This is a genomic window from Mesorhizobium sp. P171375, assembly GCF_057786075.1.
Genome location: NZ_JBYNWF010000001.1, coordinates 3,140,562 through 3,157,150, shown reverse-complemented (window position 1 = coordinate 3,157,150; position 16,589 = coordinate 3,140,562). Strand labels below are relative to the sequence as shown.

Sequence of the window (16,589 nt, the reverse complement as noted above, 5' to 3'; positions counted from 1 at the left end):
CTCAATCCGTCAATGCAGGCCTCTTGGCATCTCGAAAGGTTGCTTTGCTGGCAACGACGTTGCGGGCCATGTCCTCTCCACTGACTAGAGCTGTTTACCGTTTCGCGGAAACGGCAAACCGCTCTATTTTCTTAGCTTTGACGCAATTCCGGACGGAAAACCGCTTCACACTTTTCCTGGAATTGCTCTGGACCCCCGCCCGCCGGATTTGTGAGATAGGGCGTGAAAACCGCAGTGTACAGATCAAAAAATCGCGTCTGACGCACGTTTCGCTCGAAGCTGCCACAAGCTGACAGTGCCGTGAGATCAGCTCGCCTTCTTACGCGTCATGAACGCGGTGAGCGCGGCGCGCGCCTCATCGGACTTCAGCCGCTCAAAGAAATGCTCGCTCTCCACCTTGATGCGGGCGAGAAGTTCGTCGCGCGGCGCGCGCATCAGGTCACGCGCGATCTTCAGCGCTTCCGGCGGCTTGGCGGCGATTGCGCCGGCCGCCGCCAGCACCGCGGTTTCGAGCGCACTCTCCTCGACGACCTCGTAGATCAGGCCGGCGGCCTTGGCGCGTTCGGCGGAAAGGCCTTCGCCGAGGCCGAGCAGCGCGAAGGCGGCCTGGCGGCCGAGGATAAGCGGCGCCAGCAGACTGGAGCCGGCCTCCGGCACAAGGCCGAGATCGACGAAGGGCGTGCGGAACACGGTGCGCGGCGTGGCAAAGGTCAAGTCGCAATGCAGATTGAGCGTGGTGCCGATGCCGACCGCAATGCCATCGACGCCCGAGACGATGGGTTTCTCCGTTTTGGCCAGCGCCACCAGGAAGTCCCAGACTTCGTTGCCGCCCTCGCCGCCGGTGGCGATGACCAGGAAATCGGCGAGATCGTTGCCGGCCGAGAAGGCGCCGGGCACGCCGAGGAAGACGTGGACGCGGACCGCCGGATCGGCGTCGCCTTCGGCCAGTGCCTCGGACATCGTCGCGTACATGGCGCGCGTCAGCGCGTTCTTCTTGTCCGGGCGGTTCATGCGGATGATCTGAATGGCGCCCTGGCGCTCGACGAGAATATGGTCTGTCACGGTCATTTTTCCCTGGTGAGCGCTTTTTGTATTCAGGCTGATATCAGCGTCTTGCCGGCGGCAGCGAGGCTTTCGGCGCCATCGATGACGCGTTCCTTCAAGGCGCTGACTTCGCCAAGCAGGTTTTCGGCAAAGAAGCGGCAAAGGGCGATGCGGTTTTGCTCGGCAAGTCCGCCACGCGCCAGATAGGCGCCGCCGGCGGCAAGCGAGATCAACCTGAGATAGGGCGTCGCACCGGCCTGCGCTTCGTCGAGGCGGCCGTCGGCCAGCAGCTTCTGCAGGAAGCGCGTTGCTTCGGTCAGATCGTCGAGAGCGCGGTCGAGGGTCTCGGCGGTGCGGCCGAACCCTTGCAGGTTCGAGGTCCGCACCTCATCGGCTACCGCCTTCAGTTCGCCGATGTAGCCATGCACATGCTCGCCGCCGCCAAGCGGCAGTTTGCGCGCTACCAGGTCGATCGCCTGGATGCCGTTGGTGCCCTCATAGATCGGCGCGATGCGGGCATCGCGATAGAGCGCTGCCGCCCCCGTCTCCTCGATGAAGCCCATGCCGCCATGCACCTGGACACCGAGCGACGTGACGTCGACGCCGACATCGGTGGAGAACGCCTTGGCCAGCGGCGTCAGGAGATTGGCGCGGTCGCGCCAATGCGCGGCCTGATCGCCGGCCGAGACCCGCGCCAGGTCGATGGCGTGGGCGCAGGAATAGGAGATGGCGCGGGCGATCTGGGTCAGCGCCTTCATGGTCAAGAGATTGCGCTGCACGTCCGGGTGGTGGACGATCGGCGCCATGCCGGCGCCGGCATAGCCCGACGCCTTGCCCTGGCGGCGCTCATTGGCATAGGCGATGGCCTTCTGCGTCGCGGCTTCCGCCACCGCCACGCCCTGCATGCCGACGCACAGCCTGGCGTTGTTCATCATGGTGAACATGCAGGCCAGCCCCTTGTTCTCCTCGCCGATCAGCCAGCCGATGGCGCCGGGGGTCGTGCCGCCAAAACCGTCGCCGTAGATCATGGTGCAGGTCGGTGAAGCATGGATGCCGAGCTTGTGCTCGAGGCCGGAACAGAAGACGTCATTGCGGGCGCCGAGCGACCCGACATCATTGACCAGGAATTTCGGCACCAGGAACAGCGAGATGCCGCGGGTGCCGGCCGGTGCGTCGGGCAACCGCGCCAGCACCAGATGGATGATGTTGTCGGTGAAATCGTGCTCGCCATAGGTGATGAAGATTTTCTGGCCGAAGATGCGGTAGGTGCCGTCGCCGGCAGGTTCCGCGCGACTGCGCAGGGCGGCGAGATCGGAACCGGCCTGCGGCTCGGTGAGGTTCATCGTCCCCATCCATTCGCCGGAGACGAGCTTTGCCAGATATTTGGCCTTGAGCGCTTCGGATGCGTGCTTGTCGAGCGCCTCGACGGCGCCCATGGTCAGCGTCGGGCCGATGCCGAAGGCCATGGCAGCGGAGTTCCACATTTCGAGCGCGGCGACGCCGAGCATAGTCGGCAGGCCCTGGCCGCCGAAGTCTTCCGGCCCCGACAACGCGTTCCAGCCGCCGTCGATCCAGCTGCGGTAAAGCGCCCTCCAGCCGGGCGGCGTGGTGACGGCTGCATCTTTCAGCACCGCGCCGTGTTCGTCGCCGATCTTGTACAGAGGCGCCACCTCCTCGCTGGCGAAACGGCCGGCCTCGGCCAGGATGGCGTCGACAAGGTCTTCGCCGAGATCGCCGAACGTACCGCTGCCCAGCGCCGGCTTGAGACCGGCGACATGCTTCAGCGTGAACGAAATATCCTCGACCGGCGCCTTGTACATGCCGCTTTCTCCTCCGCTGCTCGCCCTCCTCGATCCTAGGACCTGGGACGACGCAAAACCATCCGCCTTTGGGCGGCCTCCGGCCTTCTTTTTACGTAAACGTCAAACTTTGTCACGCGGATTTTGCAATCTTTGCCAGCCGCGCTAGACTCCGCGCGGCCGACTGCCGACGCCCGGCGCCGACGCGAACCGGAACCTGCCATGCTTGCCAGACCCGAGACATACCGTTGCATCGAATGCGGCCTGCCGTACCAGGCAAGCGGCTTCTGGTATTATCATGGCGAGCTCGAAAGAGGTCCCGCCTACTGGACCGATCGCGGCATATTGTGCTCGCCCAAATGCTCGCTCGCCCATTACCGCAAGCGCGCTGCCGAAGGCACACTGCAGCAGGAGCCCGCGCCGGATCCGTTCGAGGTGCAGCCGATCACGCGTCGCTGAACTGCGGAGCTGGCAATCTTCCCCCTCGTGGGGGGAGGTCGGATGTCGCGTCCGTTTTCGCCAATACAATCCCGAAAGCACTTCCTTAACCATAGCAGTTCACCATCATCCCCTGGTCAGCGGGGACTCCCTGTTTGGAAATGCCGGCGCATCTACTACGCCGCTCAGCGATCGCTCTCGCGGCGATGATGGCGCTGATATCGGCGGCACAAGCTTCCGACTTCTCGGAGCCGTGGCGAGATGGCGACCGCGCGCTCGTCATCGACGCCTATGAATACAATTCCATCGACTGGGGTGAGCTTGCCACCGAGAAGCGCATCGTCGGCTTCATCAACAAGGCCTCCGACGGGCTGCCGCCGCCCTATTTCTGCTATGGCGACGAAACTACGGTCAAACTCTGCAAGACGTTGTGGAAACGCTATGCGGTGACGCGCGAGTTGTTCCAGACGCGCAAGGTGGTGGCCAAGGCACTCGGCCTGAAATGGGGCGCCTATCATCTTGCCCGTCCCGGCAATCCGGTCGAGCAGGCGAACAATTTCATCGATTTCGCCGAACCAACGCCGGACGATCTCTTGGCCCTCGACCTCGAAGGCAATGATCCGACACAGTGGATGTCGCTGGAGGATGCCGAGGAATTCGTGCGCCAGGTGCATCGGCGTATCGGCCGTTTCCCGATACTCTACGCCAATGGCAAGACCGCCCAGTTCATCGCCGACAACCGCTATCAGTACCGTCTGCTGTCGCGGCTGCCGCTCTGGTATGCGCGCTACAAGCCCGACATCGACGTGCATTTTCCGATGGGCAACTGGAAGGGCTATGCGCTGTGGCAGTTTTCGGCGCAGGCCAATTGCGGCCGCCTGCGCTGCCCGTACCGGGTCGCCGGCACGCCCAACGACATCGATGTCAACGTCGCGCCGATGGATGCAGCGGCACTACGCCAGCAATGGCCCTTTGGCGGCCTGACGACGTGCCGGCCGACTACCTCGCCTCGATCCCGGTGCCGGTTTCGCGCGAGGCAGGGCTGGCCGGCAAAGTCACCATCACCTATGCCGACGTGGCGACGCCGCCGACTGTCGAGGAGATGGTTGCGGTGCTGGGCGCGCGCTGGCAGACGTTCCGCGCCGCCTTCCGCATGCCGGTGGTCAAGACGGTGCCGCGTCGCGCGCGCTTCGGCATTGCCGAGTATGTCGCCTGGAAGCGGACCGTGTATCGCTCGGAGGCTCTGCTCGAGGCCGCCTTCTCCCAGGCTGCCGACCCGGTCAGCACCGCTTCGACGGAACTCGTTCGCGAGCGCTGATGCCTGCCCACATTAACCGGCAGCGCTTGCCTTTTCACGCGCCACTGCCTGCCAGCCTATGTCGCGGCGGCAAAAGCCTTGCGGCCAGTCGATGCGGTCGAGCGCGGCGTAGGCGCGGCTCTGCGCCTCACCAACCGTCTTGCCGGATGCCGTGACGTTGAGCACGCGGCCACCATTGGCGACCAGCGCGCCGCCATTGATGGCGGTGCCGGCATGGAATATCTGGACGCCGTCGCCCGCCGCGCCTTCGACGCCGCGTATGACGGAGCCCTTTTCCGGCGTGCCGGGATAACCCCGCGCCGCCATCACCACAGTGAGAGCCGCCTCGTCGCGCCAGCGGATTGAGCTGTGCGCAAGCTGGCCGTCGACGGCGGCGTTGAGCAGCACCAAAAGGTCGTCCTTCAGCCGCATCATCAGCACCTGGCATTCTGGATCGCCGAAGCGGGTGTTGTATTCGATCAGCTTCGGCCCTTTGTCGGTGATCATCAGCCCGGCGAAGAGAATGCCGGCGAAGGGTGCGCCAAGCTCGGCCATGCCGCGCATGGTCGGCTCGACGATCTCGCGCATGGTGCGCTCGACCATCTCAGGCGTCATCACCGGCGCCGGCGAATAGGCGCCCATTCCGCCGGTGTTGGGGCCGATGTCGCCGTCGCCGACGCGCTTGTGGTCCTGCGCGGTGCCGAAGGGCAATGCTGTGGTGCCGTCGCACAGGCAGAAGAAACTCGCTTCCTCGCCGGTCATGAATTCCTCGACCACCACTTCGGCGCCAGCGTCTCCAAAGGCGCCGTCAAAACAGGCATCGAGCGCGGCCCGCGCTTCATCCAGCGTCATGGCGATGGTGACGCCCTTGCCGGCGGCGAGCCCGTCGGCCTTGATGACGATCGGCGCACCGACCTTTTCGACATAGGCCTTGGCTGCGGTCAGATCGGTAAAGCGGCCATAGGCGGCGGTCGGGATATCGTATTTCGCGCAGAGGTCCTTGGTGAAGCCTTTCGAGCCTTCGAGCCGCGCTGCCCGTTTCGACGGGCCGAAGACGCGAATGCCCTGATCGCGCAGATCATCGGCAATGCCGGCCACCAGCGGCCCTTCCGGCCCGACGACGACGAGGTCGATCGCGTTGTTCTTGCAGAAGGTTGCGACAGCGGCATGATCGGCGATGTCGAGTTTGACCAGTTCGGCCTCGCGGGCAATGCCCGGATTGCCGGGCGCGGCATAGAGCTTGGTCAAGAGCGGCGAGGCCGCGAGCTTCCAGGCCAGGGCATGTTCGCGGCCGCCGGAGCCGATCAACAAAACGCGCATGCCGATGTCCCTTGTCATTTCACGACAGGGACTGCGCTATTGCGCCAAGCTCAGCGGGTCAAGAGTTTTACCTTGCGCGATGCCGGTTGCGCACGGGAACGTCGCGCGGAGGGCACAACGTTCCCGGCCGGATCAGCTCTGGTAGATGACGGGGAACCAGTCCTCACGCAGTTTCTGGCCGGGCTTCATGTCATGGCCGGGATAGGGCGGCGAGGTGCGGCCGGGGCGCTCGACATAGCGCGCGTCATCGCCGACCCAGCGCAGCGACAGCGCCCGGCGCCGTGCCGCCGTCGGATTGCCGCGCGCGCCATGCGCGGTTCGGAAGTCGAACAATATGGCGTCGCCCGGCTCCATCTCCCATTCCAGCACCTTCAGCGACGGGTCCTTGTCGGGGTCGGGCACCGGCAGATAGTCGCCCTCCCCGGCATAGAAATTGCTGTCGTCGAGCCAACGCACCGGCAGGATCATCTTGTCCCATTTGTGCGAGCCGGCGATCAGCCTCAGCGTCGCTTCCTTGACCGGATCGATCGGGATCCAGAAGCTGACCGTCTGGCTGCCGTCGACAAAGTAGTAGGGAATATCCTGGTGCCAGGGTGTCGGCTTCTGCGTGCCGGGCTCCTTGACCAGCACATGGTCATGGAAGAACTGGGCGCTGCGCGACCGCATTGCTGCCGCCGCCAGTTCGGCGGCAGGCGAATTGCGCACGACATCGACAAATTCCGGGATGCGCTCCCAGTTGCAATAATCGTCGAAGAAGCTGCCCTTGCCATTGGCAATATCGGACGCCGTGGCGCTGCGGTTTTGCATGTTGCGTTCGATGCCGGCGGCGATGGTGCCGACCCAGTCCTTGAAGGCGCCGCGTATGCAGACCGCGCCATCGCGCTGGTAATCGGCAATCGCTGCGGCATCGATATGTGTGGCGGCCATCTCACGTCTCCCCTGTTTGGATGACCGACTATCGCAGCCCCCGCACATCGCGTAAAATAATAACTTCTCATCTCACTTATAGTTCCGACCTATGAACCTAACTCTCACTCAGCTGCGCTATCTCGTTGCCGTCGCCCGCCACGGCAGCGTCACCGCTGCCGCCCGGATGCTGAACGTCTCACAGCCTTCGATTTCGGTGGCGATCGACAATGTCGAAGCGACGCTCGGCCAGAAACTGTTCGTGCGCCAGCGCGGCAGCGGCATCGCGCTCACCTCGTTCGGCCGCAGCGCGGTGGCGAAGGCGAAGCAGGTGCTGGCCGAGGCGGACGAACTGGTCGGGCTGGGGACGCGTGACGCCGATGTCGGCGGCGAGCTGGTGCTCGGCTGTTTCGAGGATCTGGCGCCCTATTTCGCGCCGGCGCTGATCCGCGCGTTTTCGCAACGCTGCCCATCCGTCACGGTTGTCGTGCGCGACGAGACCTTCGAGACGCTGGGCCGACGGCTCGGCGATTCCGCCATCGATCTCGGCCTGACCTACGATCTCGGCCTGCCCTCGCACTTCGCCCGCATCCTGCTGCATGAGCTGCGGCCGCATGCGCTTTTGCCGCAAGGCCACGCGCTGGCCAGCCAGGGCAGCGTCAGCCTGGCGGAACTGGCGACCCATCCACTTGTTACCACCGACCAGCCGCACAGCTGGCAGCATATGCTGGACCTGTTTCTCAGCCGCGGCCTGTCGCCGGTCTCGCAGTCGACGACGAGTTCATTCGAACTGCAGCGCAGCATGGTCGCCAACGGCTTCGGCGTCGCAGTGAGCTATACAAGGCCGTATGGCGACAGGAGTTATGACGGCCTGCCGCTGGTCTGCAAGCCGCTGTCCGATCCGCTGCCGATGCAGCGCATCATCCTCACCCATGACACAAGGCAAAGGCTGTCGAAGGCGGCGTTGGCCTTCATCGAGGTGGCGAAGGAATGGTTTGCCAGCCACGACGTTTTCACCGCCTGAGCGACAATGCGGCCGCTTGACGGCGCTCGCTGCTGCTGCCACTCCAGCACGATGGAAACCATCCAGTCGAAAGCGGCCCAGGGCCGCGTCGCCGACGCGCCGAGCGGCCATTGGGTCTACAAGATATTGCCGCGCTGGCTATGGCCCTATGCGCAGCTTGCCCGCTGGGACCGGCCGATCGGCTGGCAATTGCTGCTGTGGCCCTGCTGGTGGTCGGCAGCGCTTGCGGCCAGCGCCTATCCGCACCCCACCGACCCGTTGCTGACATTGCTGCCGTCGCCGTGGTTCCTGTTCCTGTTCTTTGTCGGCGCCGTCGCCATGCGTGGCGCCGGCTGCACCTATAACGACATTGTCGACCAGGACATCGACAACAAGGTCGAGCGCACGCGTTCGCGGCCGCTGCCGGCCGGCAAGGTGACGCGCCGCCAGGCCTGGGCGTTCCTGATCATCCAGGCCTTGCTGGGCCTTGTCGTGCTGTTGCAGTTCAACGACTTCGCCATTCCGCTCGGCATCGTCTCTTTGGTGATCGTCGCCGTCTATCCTTTCATGAAGCGCTTCACCAACTGGCCGCAATTCGTGCTTGGGCTGGCCTTCTCGTGGGGCGCACTCATGGGCTGGGCGGTCGAGTTCGGCGATCTCGATGGCCCGGCCATCATGCTCTATATCGGCTCGATCCTGTGGGTGATCGGCTACGACACGATCTATGCGCACCAGGACAAGGAAGACGACGCCATAGTCGGCGTACGCTCGACGGCGCGGCTGTTCGGCGACAACACCAAGACCTGGCTGGTCGGGCTTTATGGCGGCACGCTGGTCTGCTTTGCCATCGCCTTTGCCTCGGTGCAGGCGCCGGTGGTGGCGCTGGCCGGGCTGATCGCCGCCGGCGCGCATATGGCGCGGCAGATCGCGGTTCTGGATATCAACGATCCCGACCAGTGCCTGCGGCTGTTCAAATCGAACAACCAGGTCGGCTGGCTGATCTTCCTGGGCCTGATCGGCGGATCGCTGTGGGTGGCGCTGAAGCCGCTGGTGTAGTCTCCCTTCTCCCCGTCACTATACGGGGAGAAGGTGGCGGCAGCCGGATGAGGGGCAGCGCCAACCTTCGAGGCAAGGTGAATTGCACCTCGGCGATATAGCGCGTGCACAAGACTTTTGCGAAATAGCCAACCAACTTGGTCAGCGCCGCCCCTCATCGCCCTGCCGGGCACTTCTCCCCGTACAGTGACGGGGAGAAGAAGGCTGTCATTGGCGGTTTTTTCGCCAATCGCCGGCGCGTGTGAAGAGAAACTACTCCCTCGCGATAATCTCTTCGCCGTCGATGACCAGTCGCAGGCCGAGATCGCCGGCCCTGCGGCGGGCGAGGAAGCGCGGACGGCGCGTGGTCGAGACCCGGCCCTTGCGGCGATCCTTGGCCGGCAACGCCTTGATCGCGGCGCCGAGCGATTCTTCCAGCGTGCGGGCAATACCGTCGGATTCGATCAGCAGCATCTGCAGCCGGTAGGCATCGGCCCAGGCGCGCCAGTCGGCGGCGACGTCGTCGAGATCGTCGGCCACCAGCAGCGGCACCGACAGCATCGGGTCGTTGTGCAGGAGTTCCAGGGTTACCGTCACATTGCCTTCCGGATCCTCCATCGCGCGGGCGGCGACGCCGCGAAACGCATTGGCGGGCAGTGCGATGATCGCCGGCACGCCGCTCATCTCGAGCGTGCGGCGAATGACGGCGCCTCGTTGGTCGATGGTGAAGGTAACGTCGCCATAGTCGTCGCGCGTGGCATAACTCACCACTTGCGGCAGGCGGAATGGGTCAAGACGCATGTTGCGCCCGGCCCAGACGGGCTTCAGTACACTGTTCATCTACTGCCTTCCTGTGTTTCTCCTGAGAGCCCGTTTTCACGGATCCCACCGGGCCAGTTTTCCCGGCCTCGTTATGCGAAACAGTAGCGCCGGCTCCTTACCGCTGCGCTTAAGAAAGTCGGTTAAATTTTGCTGATCTCAGGGGATGGTTATCGGAATGAGACCAGCCACAAGATGCTGAAAGGATCAGATAACCTTACCGGGATTCATGATGCCGGCCGGGTCGAAGGCGGCCTTCACCCGGCGCATCAGTTCGATCGCCATTGGCGGCGCGGTGGCGATCAGCTCATCACGCTTCAACTGGCCGATGCCGTGCTCGGCCGAGATCGAGCCGTGGAAGGAACGCGCGACATCGTGCACGGCGTGGTTCATGGCGTGATAGAGGCCGAGAAACGCTTCATCGTCACCTCCCTCCGGCCGGGAGATGTTGTAGTGGAGATTGCCGTCGCCCATGTGGCCGAAACAGACGACGCGCGCCTGCGGGCTGACCGAGGCGACAGCGCCGGCAGCCTTGGCGATGAACGCCGGTATGGATGCCACCGGTACCGAAATGTCATGCTTGATCGAAGCGCCTTCGGGCTTTTGCGAATCCGGCAGCACCTCGCGAAAATTCCAGAAGGCGTCGCCCTGCGCCAGGCTTGCGGCGATCACCGCGTCGCCGACAATGCCTTGCTCGAGGCCTTCCGACAGCACCTCCTCGATCAGCCCCCTGGCGTCCTCGGCCGAGCGGCCCGATGAGACCTGCATCAGCACGTACCAGGGCCAGTCCTCGGCCAGCGGCCGGGTGACGCCCTGCGCGTGACGCAGCGTGAAATCATAAGGACGCTGGCCGATCAGTTCGAAGGCGGTGAGTGCCGCCCCTGCCCGGTCCATCGCCAGGCTGAACAATGACAGCGCTGCTTCCGGCGACGACAGGCCGGCAAAAGCCACCTCGCGGCCTTTCGGCTTGGGAAACAGTTTCAGCACCGCCGCGGTGATGATGCCGAGCGTGCCTTCGGCGCCGACGAACAGGTTCTTCAGATCGTAGCCGGTGTTGTCCTTCTTCAATTTGCGCAGATCGTCGAACACCTCGCCGGTCGGCAGCACCACTTCAACGCCGAGGCAAAGTTCGCGCGCATTGCCATAGGAAAGCACCCCGGTGCCGCCGGCGTTGGAGGACAGATTGCCGCCGATCTGGCAGGACCCTTGCGCGGCCAGCGACAGCGGAAACAGCCGGTCGGCGGCATCGGCCGCTTCCTGCAGCGTCTGCAGGATGACGCCGGCCTCGACGGTCACGGTGTTGGAGAAGACGTCGATCTCGCGGATACGGTTCAGCCTCGACAGCGACAGTACGATCTCGCGACCGGACGCGTCGGGCACCTGGGCGCCGACCAGCCCGGTGTTGCCGCTCTGCGGCACGACTGGCGTTCCCGTCTCGCTCGCCAGCCGCATGATCCGGCTGACCTCGTCGACACTGCCGGGACGCAGCACCAGCCCTGTCCTGCCGTGCCAAAGTCCGCGCCGCTCTGTGAGGTATGGCGCGATATCGGCCTGGTCGCGCAGCGCATATTTGCCACCGACGATTGCGGCAAAGCGGTCAATGAGGGCGGGATCGAGATCGAAGGGTGCGTCGTTCATGGGCAGAAACTATGGCGCTCAACCGAGCTTGTCACGTGGGGCAGCGGCACGAAACAGCCGATCGTTGATCGCCTCGCCCAGCCCTTCCACCGGGATCGGCTCGACGACGATCGTCGCCGCACCGCTGCGGTCGAGTTCCTGCAGATAGGCGAAGAGATTGCTTGCGGCTTCGCGCAGGTCGCCTGACGCGGACAGGTTGCGCAGGGCGGCGGCAGCTTGCCAGCCCTTTGCGCGGCGATCACCAAAGGCCAGCAACGCCTCGCCTTCGCCCACGCTTAGCGCATTGAGCCGCACCGATGCGCCCGGCGCATAGTGCGACGCCAGCATGCCTGGCGCCTCGATGCCTGATATGGCGCCGCGCAGCAACTTGGTACCGACGGCCGCCTCGATGTCGGCCGCGGCAATGCCGCCCGGCCTCAGCAGCCGCACTGTATAGCCTTCGACCTTGACGATGGTCGATTCCAGCCCGACCGGAGTCGCGCCGCCATCGACCACCAGCCGGATTTTCGCACCGAGATCGGCCGCTACGGCTTGCGCCGTGGTGGCGCTGATCTTGCCCGAAGAATTCGCACTGGGCGCGGCCAAGGGACGGCCGAGCCTGGCGATCAGCTCGCCGCCGAACCCCCTGGGCATGCGCAGCGCGATCGTATCCAGCCCGGCGGTGACCAGCGGATGGATGCCGTTACCGGCTTGCTGCGGCAACACCAGCGTCAGCGGCCCCGGCCAGAACATCTCGGCCAGGCGTTTCGACATCGGATCGAAGATCGCAATGCGCTCGGCCATGGCGAGATCGGCGACATGGGCAATCAGCGGGTTGAAGCGCGGCCGGCCCTTGGCTTCGAAGATGCGGGCGACGCCGACGCCATTGGTCGCATCGCCGGCCAGCCCGTAGACGGTCTCCGTCGGGATGGCGACGACGTCGCCGCCCTCGAGCAGCGCCAGCGCCCGTTCCATCGCTTCGCCGACGGGTAGTATCTCAGCCACTTGCATCACCTCACAGGCGCCGGACCTAGTACGGCAGTGATTTTCGGGCAAGCCGGCGTTGGCGAATTATCAATGCCTAAAATGCTATGTTTCCCTGCAAGCCGGCATCAATCCACTGGGGGTAAGGTAAGGGTTTCTGAGTCAAGGCTGGCGGCTTGTTGGGCAAGGGGATGGTTTCGATGTCGATGCGTGTGCTTGGAGCGCTTGGTTTCACCCTGGCGGCGATGACTGGTGGGGCACAGGCCTCGTCGATCGTCTTTCTCGGCGTCTCGACCTCGACGCCATCGGTCATCAAGCTCGGCGGCCCCGAACCAATGACTATCGCCTCGGCGCCCTCGATCGTCGCGCTCGGCGATGCCCAGCCCGACGTCACTTATGAAAAGGTCGCGGCGATCCCCGAGAAGCCCAGGCACGGCAACCAGAACCCGATGATCATTCGCGGCGGCGTCGTCGGCGGCGCCTTCGCCGCGCCGGCTCCCGCCAAGGCAAGCCCTGCCGCAGCACCAGAGGCGGATACGAAGCCTGGGGCAGAGACCGCACCGGCAGGAACGGCGACGGCATCGAACGGCAAGCCCGAGTCGCAGCCTGCGGCGCCACAGCCGGCGGCAACGCCGCAGCAGCCGATCCAGAGCGTCGGCAAAGCCGAGTAAGCCATTCGGCCGAAACAGTCGGCCAAGTCCGCTTGACGCCGATCGACGCCCCGGCGCACGATCGGCCTGGCGGCGGCGGCCCCAATTTCGCCCATCGGTTTTGGCATGAGCGGGCCGGGTTTTAAGTGAGCAAGGGGTTACCATCAACATGACGAAATCATTGACCGTTGCCGGCCTGTTGCTGGCGTCATTTCTAGGCATTGGCAGCGCGCAGGCCGGCGACGACATGCTGGGGTCCTACGTCGCGCGCATTTCGGATCGCGACCACCATGCCAGCGACGGCTACGAGCTGAGCAGCGCAGCGCAGATGGTGCGGCAGGACCGCGCCAACTGGCACAAGTTCCACCGCCGCGACGCCGACGACCAGGGCGACGACTGGTTTGGCAGCAACGACGATCGCGCCTATCTGGAGCGTATGCTGAAGCGCGGCGGCGCGATGAGTTCCTCGACACGGAACGCCATCGTCAACGGCGAGCCGCTGATCCAGGTCGATGTCTATTCAGACAGCGTGCACGTGAGCATTTTGGAGGACTGACTTCGTCAGCCTCGAAACAACAAGGACGGCGTGTGAACGCCGCCCTTCTCGTTTGATGTCAGTCGCCCGAAAGCTCAGGCAGCTTCTTCCTTGTCGTCGCCGTCTTCGGACTCTTCCTTGTCGTCGTCCTCGTCGTCGGATACCTCGGTCTCGTCAGCGCCGCCGGCTTCGGCCTTCACGCTGTCGTCGTCTTCATCTTCGTCTTCGTCGTCTTCCTCGTCCTCATCGTCGTCGGAAGAAGCGGTGGTTTCGCCACCTTCTTCCTCGTCCGATTCGTCGCTGTCTTCGTCATCGCCTTCCTCGTCATCCGACAGGTCGGCGGCCTCGACCGCCGTGGCGGCGGCATGGTCGAGAATGTTTTCGGAAGCGGATTCAAGCGCCTCGGGAGTGCCCGAGGTTTCTTCTGTCACTTCGATGTCGTGAGCGGAATTCATGGAAGCCTCCGTGGGGGTTGGGAACATGTCCTTTTTGCCACGGAGAGATCATCGCCATATGACTGTAAGCCGGCTCGAACGGCCGGCCGGGAAGATATTTTTCTGGGCTTTTCCCCGCTCCTTAGCCAGCTATTCTGGAGAAGTCCGCGACCTGATCGGTGGCTGCGCGGATGCGGGCGAGCAGCGCCAGACGGTTGGCGCGCACCGCCTGGTCCTCATCATTCACGAGAACGCGTTCAAAGAATGAATCAACCGGTTCACGCAACACGCTAAGCGCCAGCATGGCGGCGGAAAAGTCTTCGTTTTGAATCGCTTCGCCGGCTTCTCTCTCAGCCTGATTCACCGCCGCAAACAGCGACTTCTCCGCCTCCTCGCGAAACAGCGCCGGCTCAACAGTCGCGGCGATGGCCGTTTTCTTCTTCTCCTCGGCGGCCAAGATGTTGGCCGCGCGCTTTGTGCCGGCAAGCAAATTCTTGCCATCCTCGGTGTCGAGGAAGGAGCCGAGCGCTTCGACGCGGCGGACGATCTGCAGGAGATCGTCCGACTGCGGCGTGATGACCGCATCGATGAGATCGTGGCGGGCGCCCTGATCGCGGAGATAGACTTTCAGACGATCGTGGAAGAAGGCGAGGAGGTCAGCGATGAATGGCGACAGCGATGCCTCCAATTCCATCATGCGCTGGCCATCGAAGAACTCTCGTTCCTGATCGGCGGAGCCAAAAGTTTGTGAATGTGCCTTGGCCAACCCACCCTTCATCAAGTCGGAAATCAAGCTTGCTTCCGGCAACAGCTGACTTGTTCCCTTGTAATCGCGAATACGGGAATCGAGCATCGCGACCACTCCGCGGCTCTCCGCCTCTTCGCCCTGTTGTTCATATGCGGCGAGTGCGGACGAGACTGCCGCCGCAATGGCGATGCCAAGCGAAAGCTTGAGCTTGTTTTCCAGAATGATTCTCACCACGCCTAGCGCTGCACGGCGTAGCGCATAGGGATCCTTCGAACCGGTCGGCTTTTCATCGATAGCCCAGAACCCGACCAGCGTGTCGAGCTTGTCTGCCAGCGCGACGGCAATGGACACGGGATCGGTCGGCACGCGGTCGGACGGACCTTGCGGCTTGTAGTGTTCCTCGATCGCCGCAGCCACGGACGGATGCTCGCCCTGCAGCAGCGCATATTTGCGACCCATCGCGCCTTGCAGTTCCGGGAACTCTCCCACTGCTTCGGTGGTGAGATCGGCCTTAGCCAGCACCGAGGCGCGTGCGGCGAGCGCGGTAGTCTCCCCCCTCGAGGGGGAGATGTCGGCGAAGCCGACAGAGGGGGTCGTCTCGCCTGAAGCGCTGACCCCCTCTTTCTTCGAGAGGCCAGACCGCGTCGCGCCAGCCGAAGCGACCCCCTCTGGCCTGCCGGCAATCTCCCCCTCAAGGGGGGAGATCGACTGCGCCACCGTCGGCGCCAACTCTTCGGCCAGCCGCTTGATGCGCTCCACCCGCTCGCCTTGCGTGCCGAGCTTGGCGTGGAAGGTGACATTGAGATGGTCGAGGCGGGCCATGCGCTGGTCGAGCGGCTTTTTCAGGTCGAGCCCGAACTTTTCCGCCGATGCCTTGAGCTGCTCCAGATCGGGCAGATCGCCCTGGTCCGTTTTCCAGAAATAGAGCGCATCCGACAGGCGCGCGCGCACCACCTTGCCGTTGCCATGCGCAATCTCCTTGCCGCCGTCCTTGGCCTCGATGTTGGCGGTGAGGATGAAGCGGTTGGAGAGGTTTTCGCCATCGCCCTGCGGCCGGGTGACAAAGCATTTCTGGTTGGCGCGGATGGTCAGCCGGACCACTTCAGGCGGAATGGCGAGAAAGGCCTGCTCGAATTCGCCCATCAGCACCACCGGCCATTCGACAAGGCCCGACACTTCTTCCAGCAGCCCTTCGTCCTCGACCAGATCGAGCCCGTTGGCGAAGGCGAGATTGCGGGCGTCGGCCAGAATGATCTCCTTGCGGCGATCGCCATCGAGCACGACCTTGGCCGCTTCCAGCTTGCTCACGTAATCGTCGAAGCGGCGCACGGTGATTTCACCCGGCGCCATGAAGCGGTGGCCGTAGGTGACGTTGCCGGAGCGGATGCCGTCGATCTCGAAATCGACCACCACCGGCTCCTCGGTCTCCGGGCCGAAGGTGCACAGGATCGTCTGCAGCGGCCGCACCCAGCGCAGCGAGCCGGGCTTGGCCGAAGCCGGCCCCCAGCGCATCGATGTCGGCCAGGGGAAGCTGCGGATGATGGCCGGCACCAGTTCGGCGATGATCGCCTCGGCGGCCCTGCCCGGCTTGGAAATATGGGCAACGTAGAAATCGCCCTTCTTCGGGTCGGAATGGACGTGCGCCTCGGCAACAGAGGCAAGGCCGGCCTTGCGCAGAAATCCCTGCACCGCCTGTTCCGGCGCCGTCGTCGACGGCCCCTTGATCTCCTCGTGGATGTCCTTCGAGCGCGCGGTCAGGCCCCTGATGTCGAGCGCCAGGCGCCGCGGCGTCCAGTATTCGCGCGCGGCGTCATAGGTCAGACCCGCCTCGACCAGACCGTCGGTCAGCATCTTCCTGAGATCGCCCGCCGCCTTGCGCTGCATGCGGGCCGGTATTTCCTCGGAGCGAAGTTCCAGCAACAAGTCCGGCATCAGAGTTTCTCCACCCGCATGCCGTTTT

At 64.2% G+C, this 16,589-nt stretch carries 15 protein-coding genes and 2 pseudogenes; 7 read left to right on the top strand and 10 right to left on the bottom strand.

The window, feature by feature from the left end; all coding sequences use genetic code 11:
* Positions 1-306 precede the first annotated feature (306 nt).
* Both ACYHH6_RS15055 and ACYHH6_RS15050 read right to left on the bottom strand, forming a co-directional pair.
* Positions 307-1,062, bottom strand: coding sequence for a crotonase/enoyl-CoA hydratase family protein (locus ACYHH6_RS15055; protein ID WP_352584558.1), 756 nt, complete (start codon positions 1,060-1,062; stop codon positions 307-309).
* Positions 1,063-1,094: 32 nt separating this feature from the next.
* Positions 1,095-2,864, bottom strand: coding sequence for an acyl-CoA dehydrogenase family protein (locus ACYHH6_RS15050; protein WP_352584557.1), 1,770 nt, complete (start codon positions 2,862-2,864; stop codon positions 1,095-1,097).
* 201 nt (positions 2,865-3,065) lie between these two features.
* Between ACYHH6_RS15050 and ACYHH6_RS15045 the strand changes: the two genes are divergently transcribed.
* The 3 genes and pseudogenes from ACYHH6_RS15045 to ACYHH6_RS15035 all read left to right on the top strand — a co-directional run bounded on the left by ACYHH6_RS15045 (position 3,066) and on the right by ACYHH6_RS15035 (position 4,599).
* Positions 3,066-3,302 carry a hypothetical protein gene (locus tag ACYHH6_RS15045; protein WP_352584555.1) on the top strand — a complete coding sequence of 79 codons (237 nt, stop codon included), beginning with the start codon at positions 3,066-3,068 and terminating at the stop codon, positions 3,300-3,302.
* A gap of 140 nt (positions 3,303-3,442) precedes the next feature.
* Positions 3,443-4,090, top strand: a pseudogene (locus ACYHH6_RS15040) (glycoside hydrolase family 25 protein); the annotation flags it as partial.
* 155 nt (positions 4,091-4,245) lie between these two features.
* On the top strand, positions 4,246-4,599 hold the full coding sequence (locus ACYHH6_RS15035) for a hypothetical protein (protein WP_435053275.1): 354 nt from the start codon (positions 4,246-4,248) through the stop codon (positions 4,597-4,599).
* Positions 4,600-4,611: 12 nt separating this feature from the next.
* Here the strand turns inward: ACYHH6_RS15035 and purD are convergent, their stop codons facing one another.
* Together purD and ACYHH6_RS15025 are read right to left on the bottom strand one after the other, a co-directional pair.
* Positions 4,612-5,898 (bottom strand): phosphoribosylamine--glycine ligase, encoded by a 1,287-nt coding sequence (gene purD / locus ACYHH6_RS15030; protein ID WP_352584553.1) that lies wholly within the window; start codon positions 5,896-5,898, stop codon positions 4,612-4,614.
* 132 nt (positions 5,899-6,030) lie between these two features.
* Positions 6,031-6,825: a phytanoyl-CoA dioxygenase family protein gene (locus ACYHH6_RS15025; protein WP_352584551.1), complete on the bottom strand. Its 795-nt coding sequence runs from the start codon at positions 6,823-6,825 to the stop codon at positions 6,031-6,033.
* Positions 6,826-6,916: 91 nt separating this feature from the next.
* On the opposite strand from ACYHH6_RS15025, the gene ACYHH6_RS15020 reads away from it, so the two are divergent.
* Positions 6,917-7,828: a LysR family transcriptional regulator gene (locus ACYHH6_RS15020; protein WP_352584549.1), complete on the top strand. Its 912-nt coding sequence runs from the start codon at positions 6,917-6,919 to the stop codon at positions 7,826-7,828.
* A gap of 51 nt (positions 7,829-7,879) precedes the next feature.
* Positions 7,880-8,863 (top strand): 4-hydroxybenzoate octaprenyltransferase, encoded by a 984-nt coding sequence (ubiA, locus tag ACYHH6_RS15015; RefSeq protein ID WP_352585226.1) that lies wholly within the window; start codon positions 7,880-7,882, stop codon positions 8,861-8,863.
* Positions 8,864-9,115: 252 nt separating this feature from the next.
* Here ubiA and ACYHH6_RS15010 read toward each other — a convergent pair whose 3' ends face one another.
* From ACYHH6_RS15010 to ACYHH6_RS15000, 3 genes are all read right to left on the bottom strand, one after another.
* Positions 9,116-9,682, bottom strand: a complete 567-nt coding sequence (locus ACYHH6_RS15010; protein ID WP_142870122.1) for a DUF6101 family protein — start codon at positions 9,680-9,682, stop codon at positions 9,116-9,118.
* A gap of 186 nt (positions 9,683-9,868) precedes the next feature.
* Positions 9,869-11,299, bottom strand: coding sequence for an FAD-binding oxidoreductase (locus tag ACYHH6_RS15005; protein WP_352584547.1), 1,431 nt, complete (start codon positions 11,297-11,299; stop codon positions 9,869-9,871).
* An 18-nt stretch (positions 11,300-11,317) separates the two neighbouring features.
* Positions 11,318-12,283 (bottom strand): L-threonylcarbamoyladenylate synthase, encoded by a 966-nt coding sequence (locus ACYHH6_RS15000; protein ID WP_352584546.1) that lies wholly within the window; start codon positions 12,281-12,283, stop codon positions 11,318-11,320.
* A 179-nt stretch (positions 12,284-12,462) separates the two neighbouring features.
* Between ACYHH6_RS15000 and ACYHH6_RS14995 the strand changes: the two genes are divergently transcribed.
* Both ACYHH6_RS14995 and ACYHH6_RS14990 read left to right on the top strand, forming a co-directional pair.
* Entirely contained in the window at positions 12,463-12,933 is a 471-nt protein-coding gene (locus ACYHH6_RS14995) for a hypothetical protein (RefSeq protein WP_352584545.1), read from the top strand.
* A gap of 148 nt (positions 12,934-13,081) precedes the next feature.
* Positions 13,082-13,468 carry a hypothetical protein gene (locus tag ACYHH6_RS14990; RefSeq protein ID WP_352584543.1) on the top strand — a complete coding sequence of 129 codons (387 nt, stop codon included), beginning with the start codon at positions 13,082-13,084 and terminating at the stop codon, positions 13,466-13,468.
* Between the two features lie 74 nt (positions 13,469-13,542).
* On the opposite strand, the gene ACYHH6_RS14985 is transcribed toward ACYHH6_RS14990, so the two are convergent.
* From ACYHH6_RS14985 to glyS, 3 genes and pseudogenes are all read right to left on the bottom strand, one after another.
* Positions 13,543-13,902, bottom strand: a complete 360-nt coding sequence (locus tag ACYHH6_RS14985; RefSeq protein WP_352584541.1) for a hypothetical protein — start codon at positions 13,900-13,902, stop codon at positions 13,543-13,545.
* Positions 13,903-14,023: 121 nt separating this feature from the next.
* Positions 14,024-14,338 (bottom strand): DALR anticodon-binding domain-containing protein, encoded by a 315-nt coding sequence (locus tag ACYHH6_RS14980; protein WP_435053272.1) that lies wholly within the window; start codon positions 14,336-14,338, stop codon positions 14,024-14,026.
* Positions 14,315-16,561, bottom strand: a pseudogene (glyS, locus tag ACYHH6_RS14975) (glycine--tRNA ligase subunit beta); the annotation flags it as partial. The pseudogene glyS and the gene ACYHH6_RS14980, both read right to left, overlap by 24 nt.
* Positions 16,562-16,589: the final 28 nt, after the last annotated feature.

Coding starts and splice junctions, on each gene's coding strand:
- ACYHH6_RS15050 (WP_352584557.1), bottom strand. CDS start 2,864: ATGTACAAGGCGCCGGTCGAGGATATTTCGTTCACGCTGAAGCATGTC.
- ACYHH6_RS15045 (WP_352584555.1), top strand. CDS start 3,066: ATGCTTGCCAGACCCGAGACATACCGTTGCATCGAATGCGGCCTGCCG.
- ACYHH6_RS15035 (WP_435053275.1), top strand. CDS start 4,246: ATGGCCCTTTGGCGGCCTGACGACGTGCCGGCCGACTACCTCGCCTCG.
- purD (WP_352584553.1), bottom strand. CDS start 5,898: ATGCGCGTTTTGTTGATCGGCTCCGGCGGCCGCGAACATGCCCTGGCC.
- ACYHH6_RS15025 (WP_352584551.1), bottom strand. CDS start 6,825: ATGGCCGCCACACATATCGATGCCGCAGCGATTGCCGATTACCAGCGC.
- ACYHH6_RS15020 (WP_352584549.1), top strand. CDS start 6,917: ATGAACCTAACTCTCACTCAGCTGCGCTATCTCGTTGCCGTCGCCCGC.
- ubiA (WP_352585226.1), top strand. CDS start 7,880: ATGGAAACCATCCAGTCGAAAGCGGCCCAGGGCCGCGTCGCCGACGCG.
- ACYHH6_RS15010 (WP_142870122.1), bottom strand. CDS start 9,682: ATGAACAGTGTACTGAAGCCCGTCTGGGCCGGGCGCAACATGCGTCTT.
- ACYHH6_RS15005 (WP_352584547.1), bottom strand. CDS start 11,299: ATGAACGACGCACCCTTCGATCTCGATCCCGCCCTCATTGACCGCTTT.
- ACYHH6_RS14995 (WP_352584545.1), top strand. CDS start 12,463: ATGTCGATGCGTGTGCTTGGAGCGCTTGGTTTCACCCTGGCGGCGATG.
- ACYHH6_RS14990 (WP_352584543.1), top strand. CDS start 13,082: ATGACGAAATCATTGACCGTTGCCGGCCTGTTGCTGGCGTCATTTCTA.
- ACYHH6_RS14985 (WP_352584541.1), bottom strand. CDS start 13,902: ATGAATTCCGCTCACGACATCGAAGTGACAGAAGAAACCTCGGGCACT.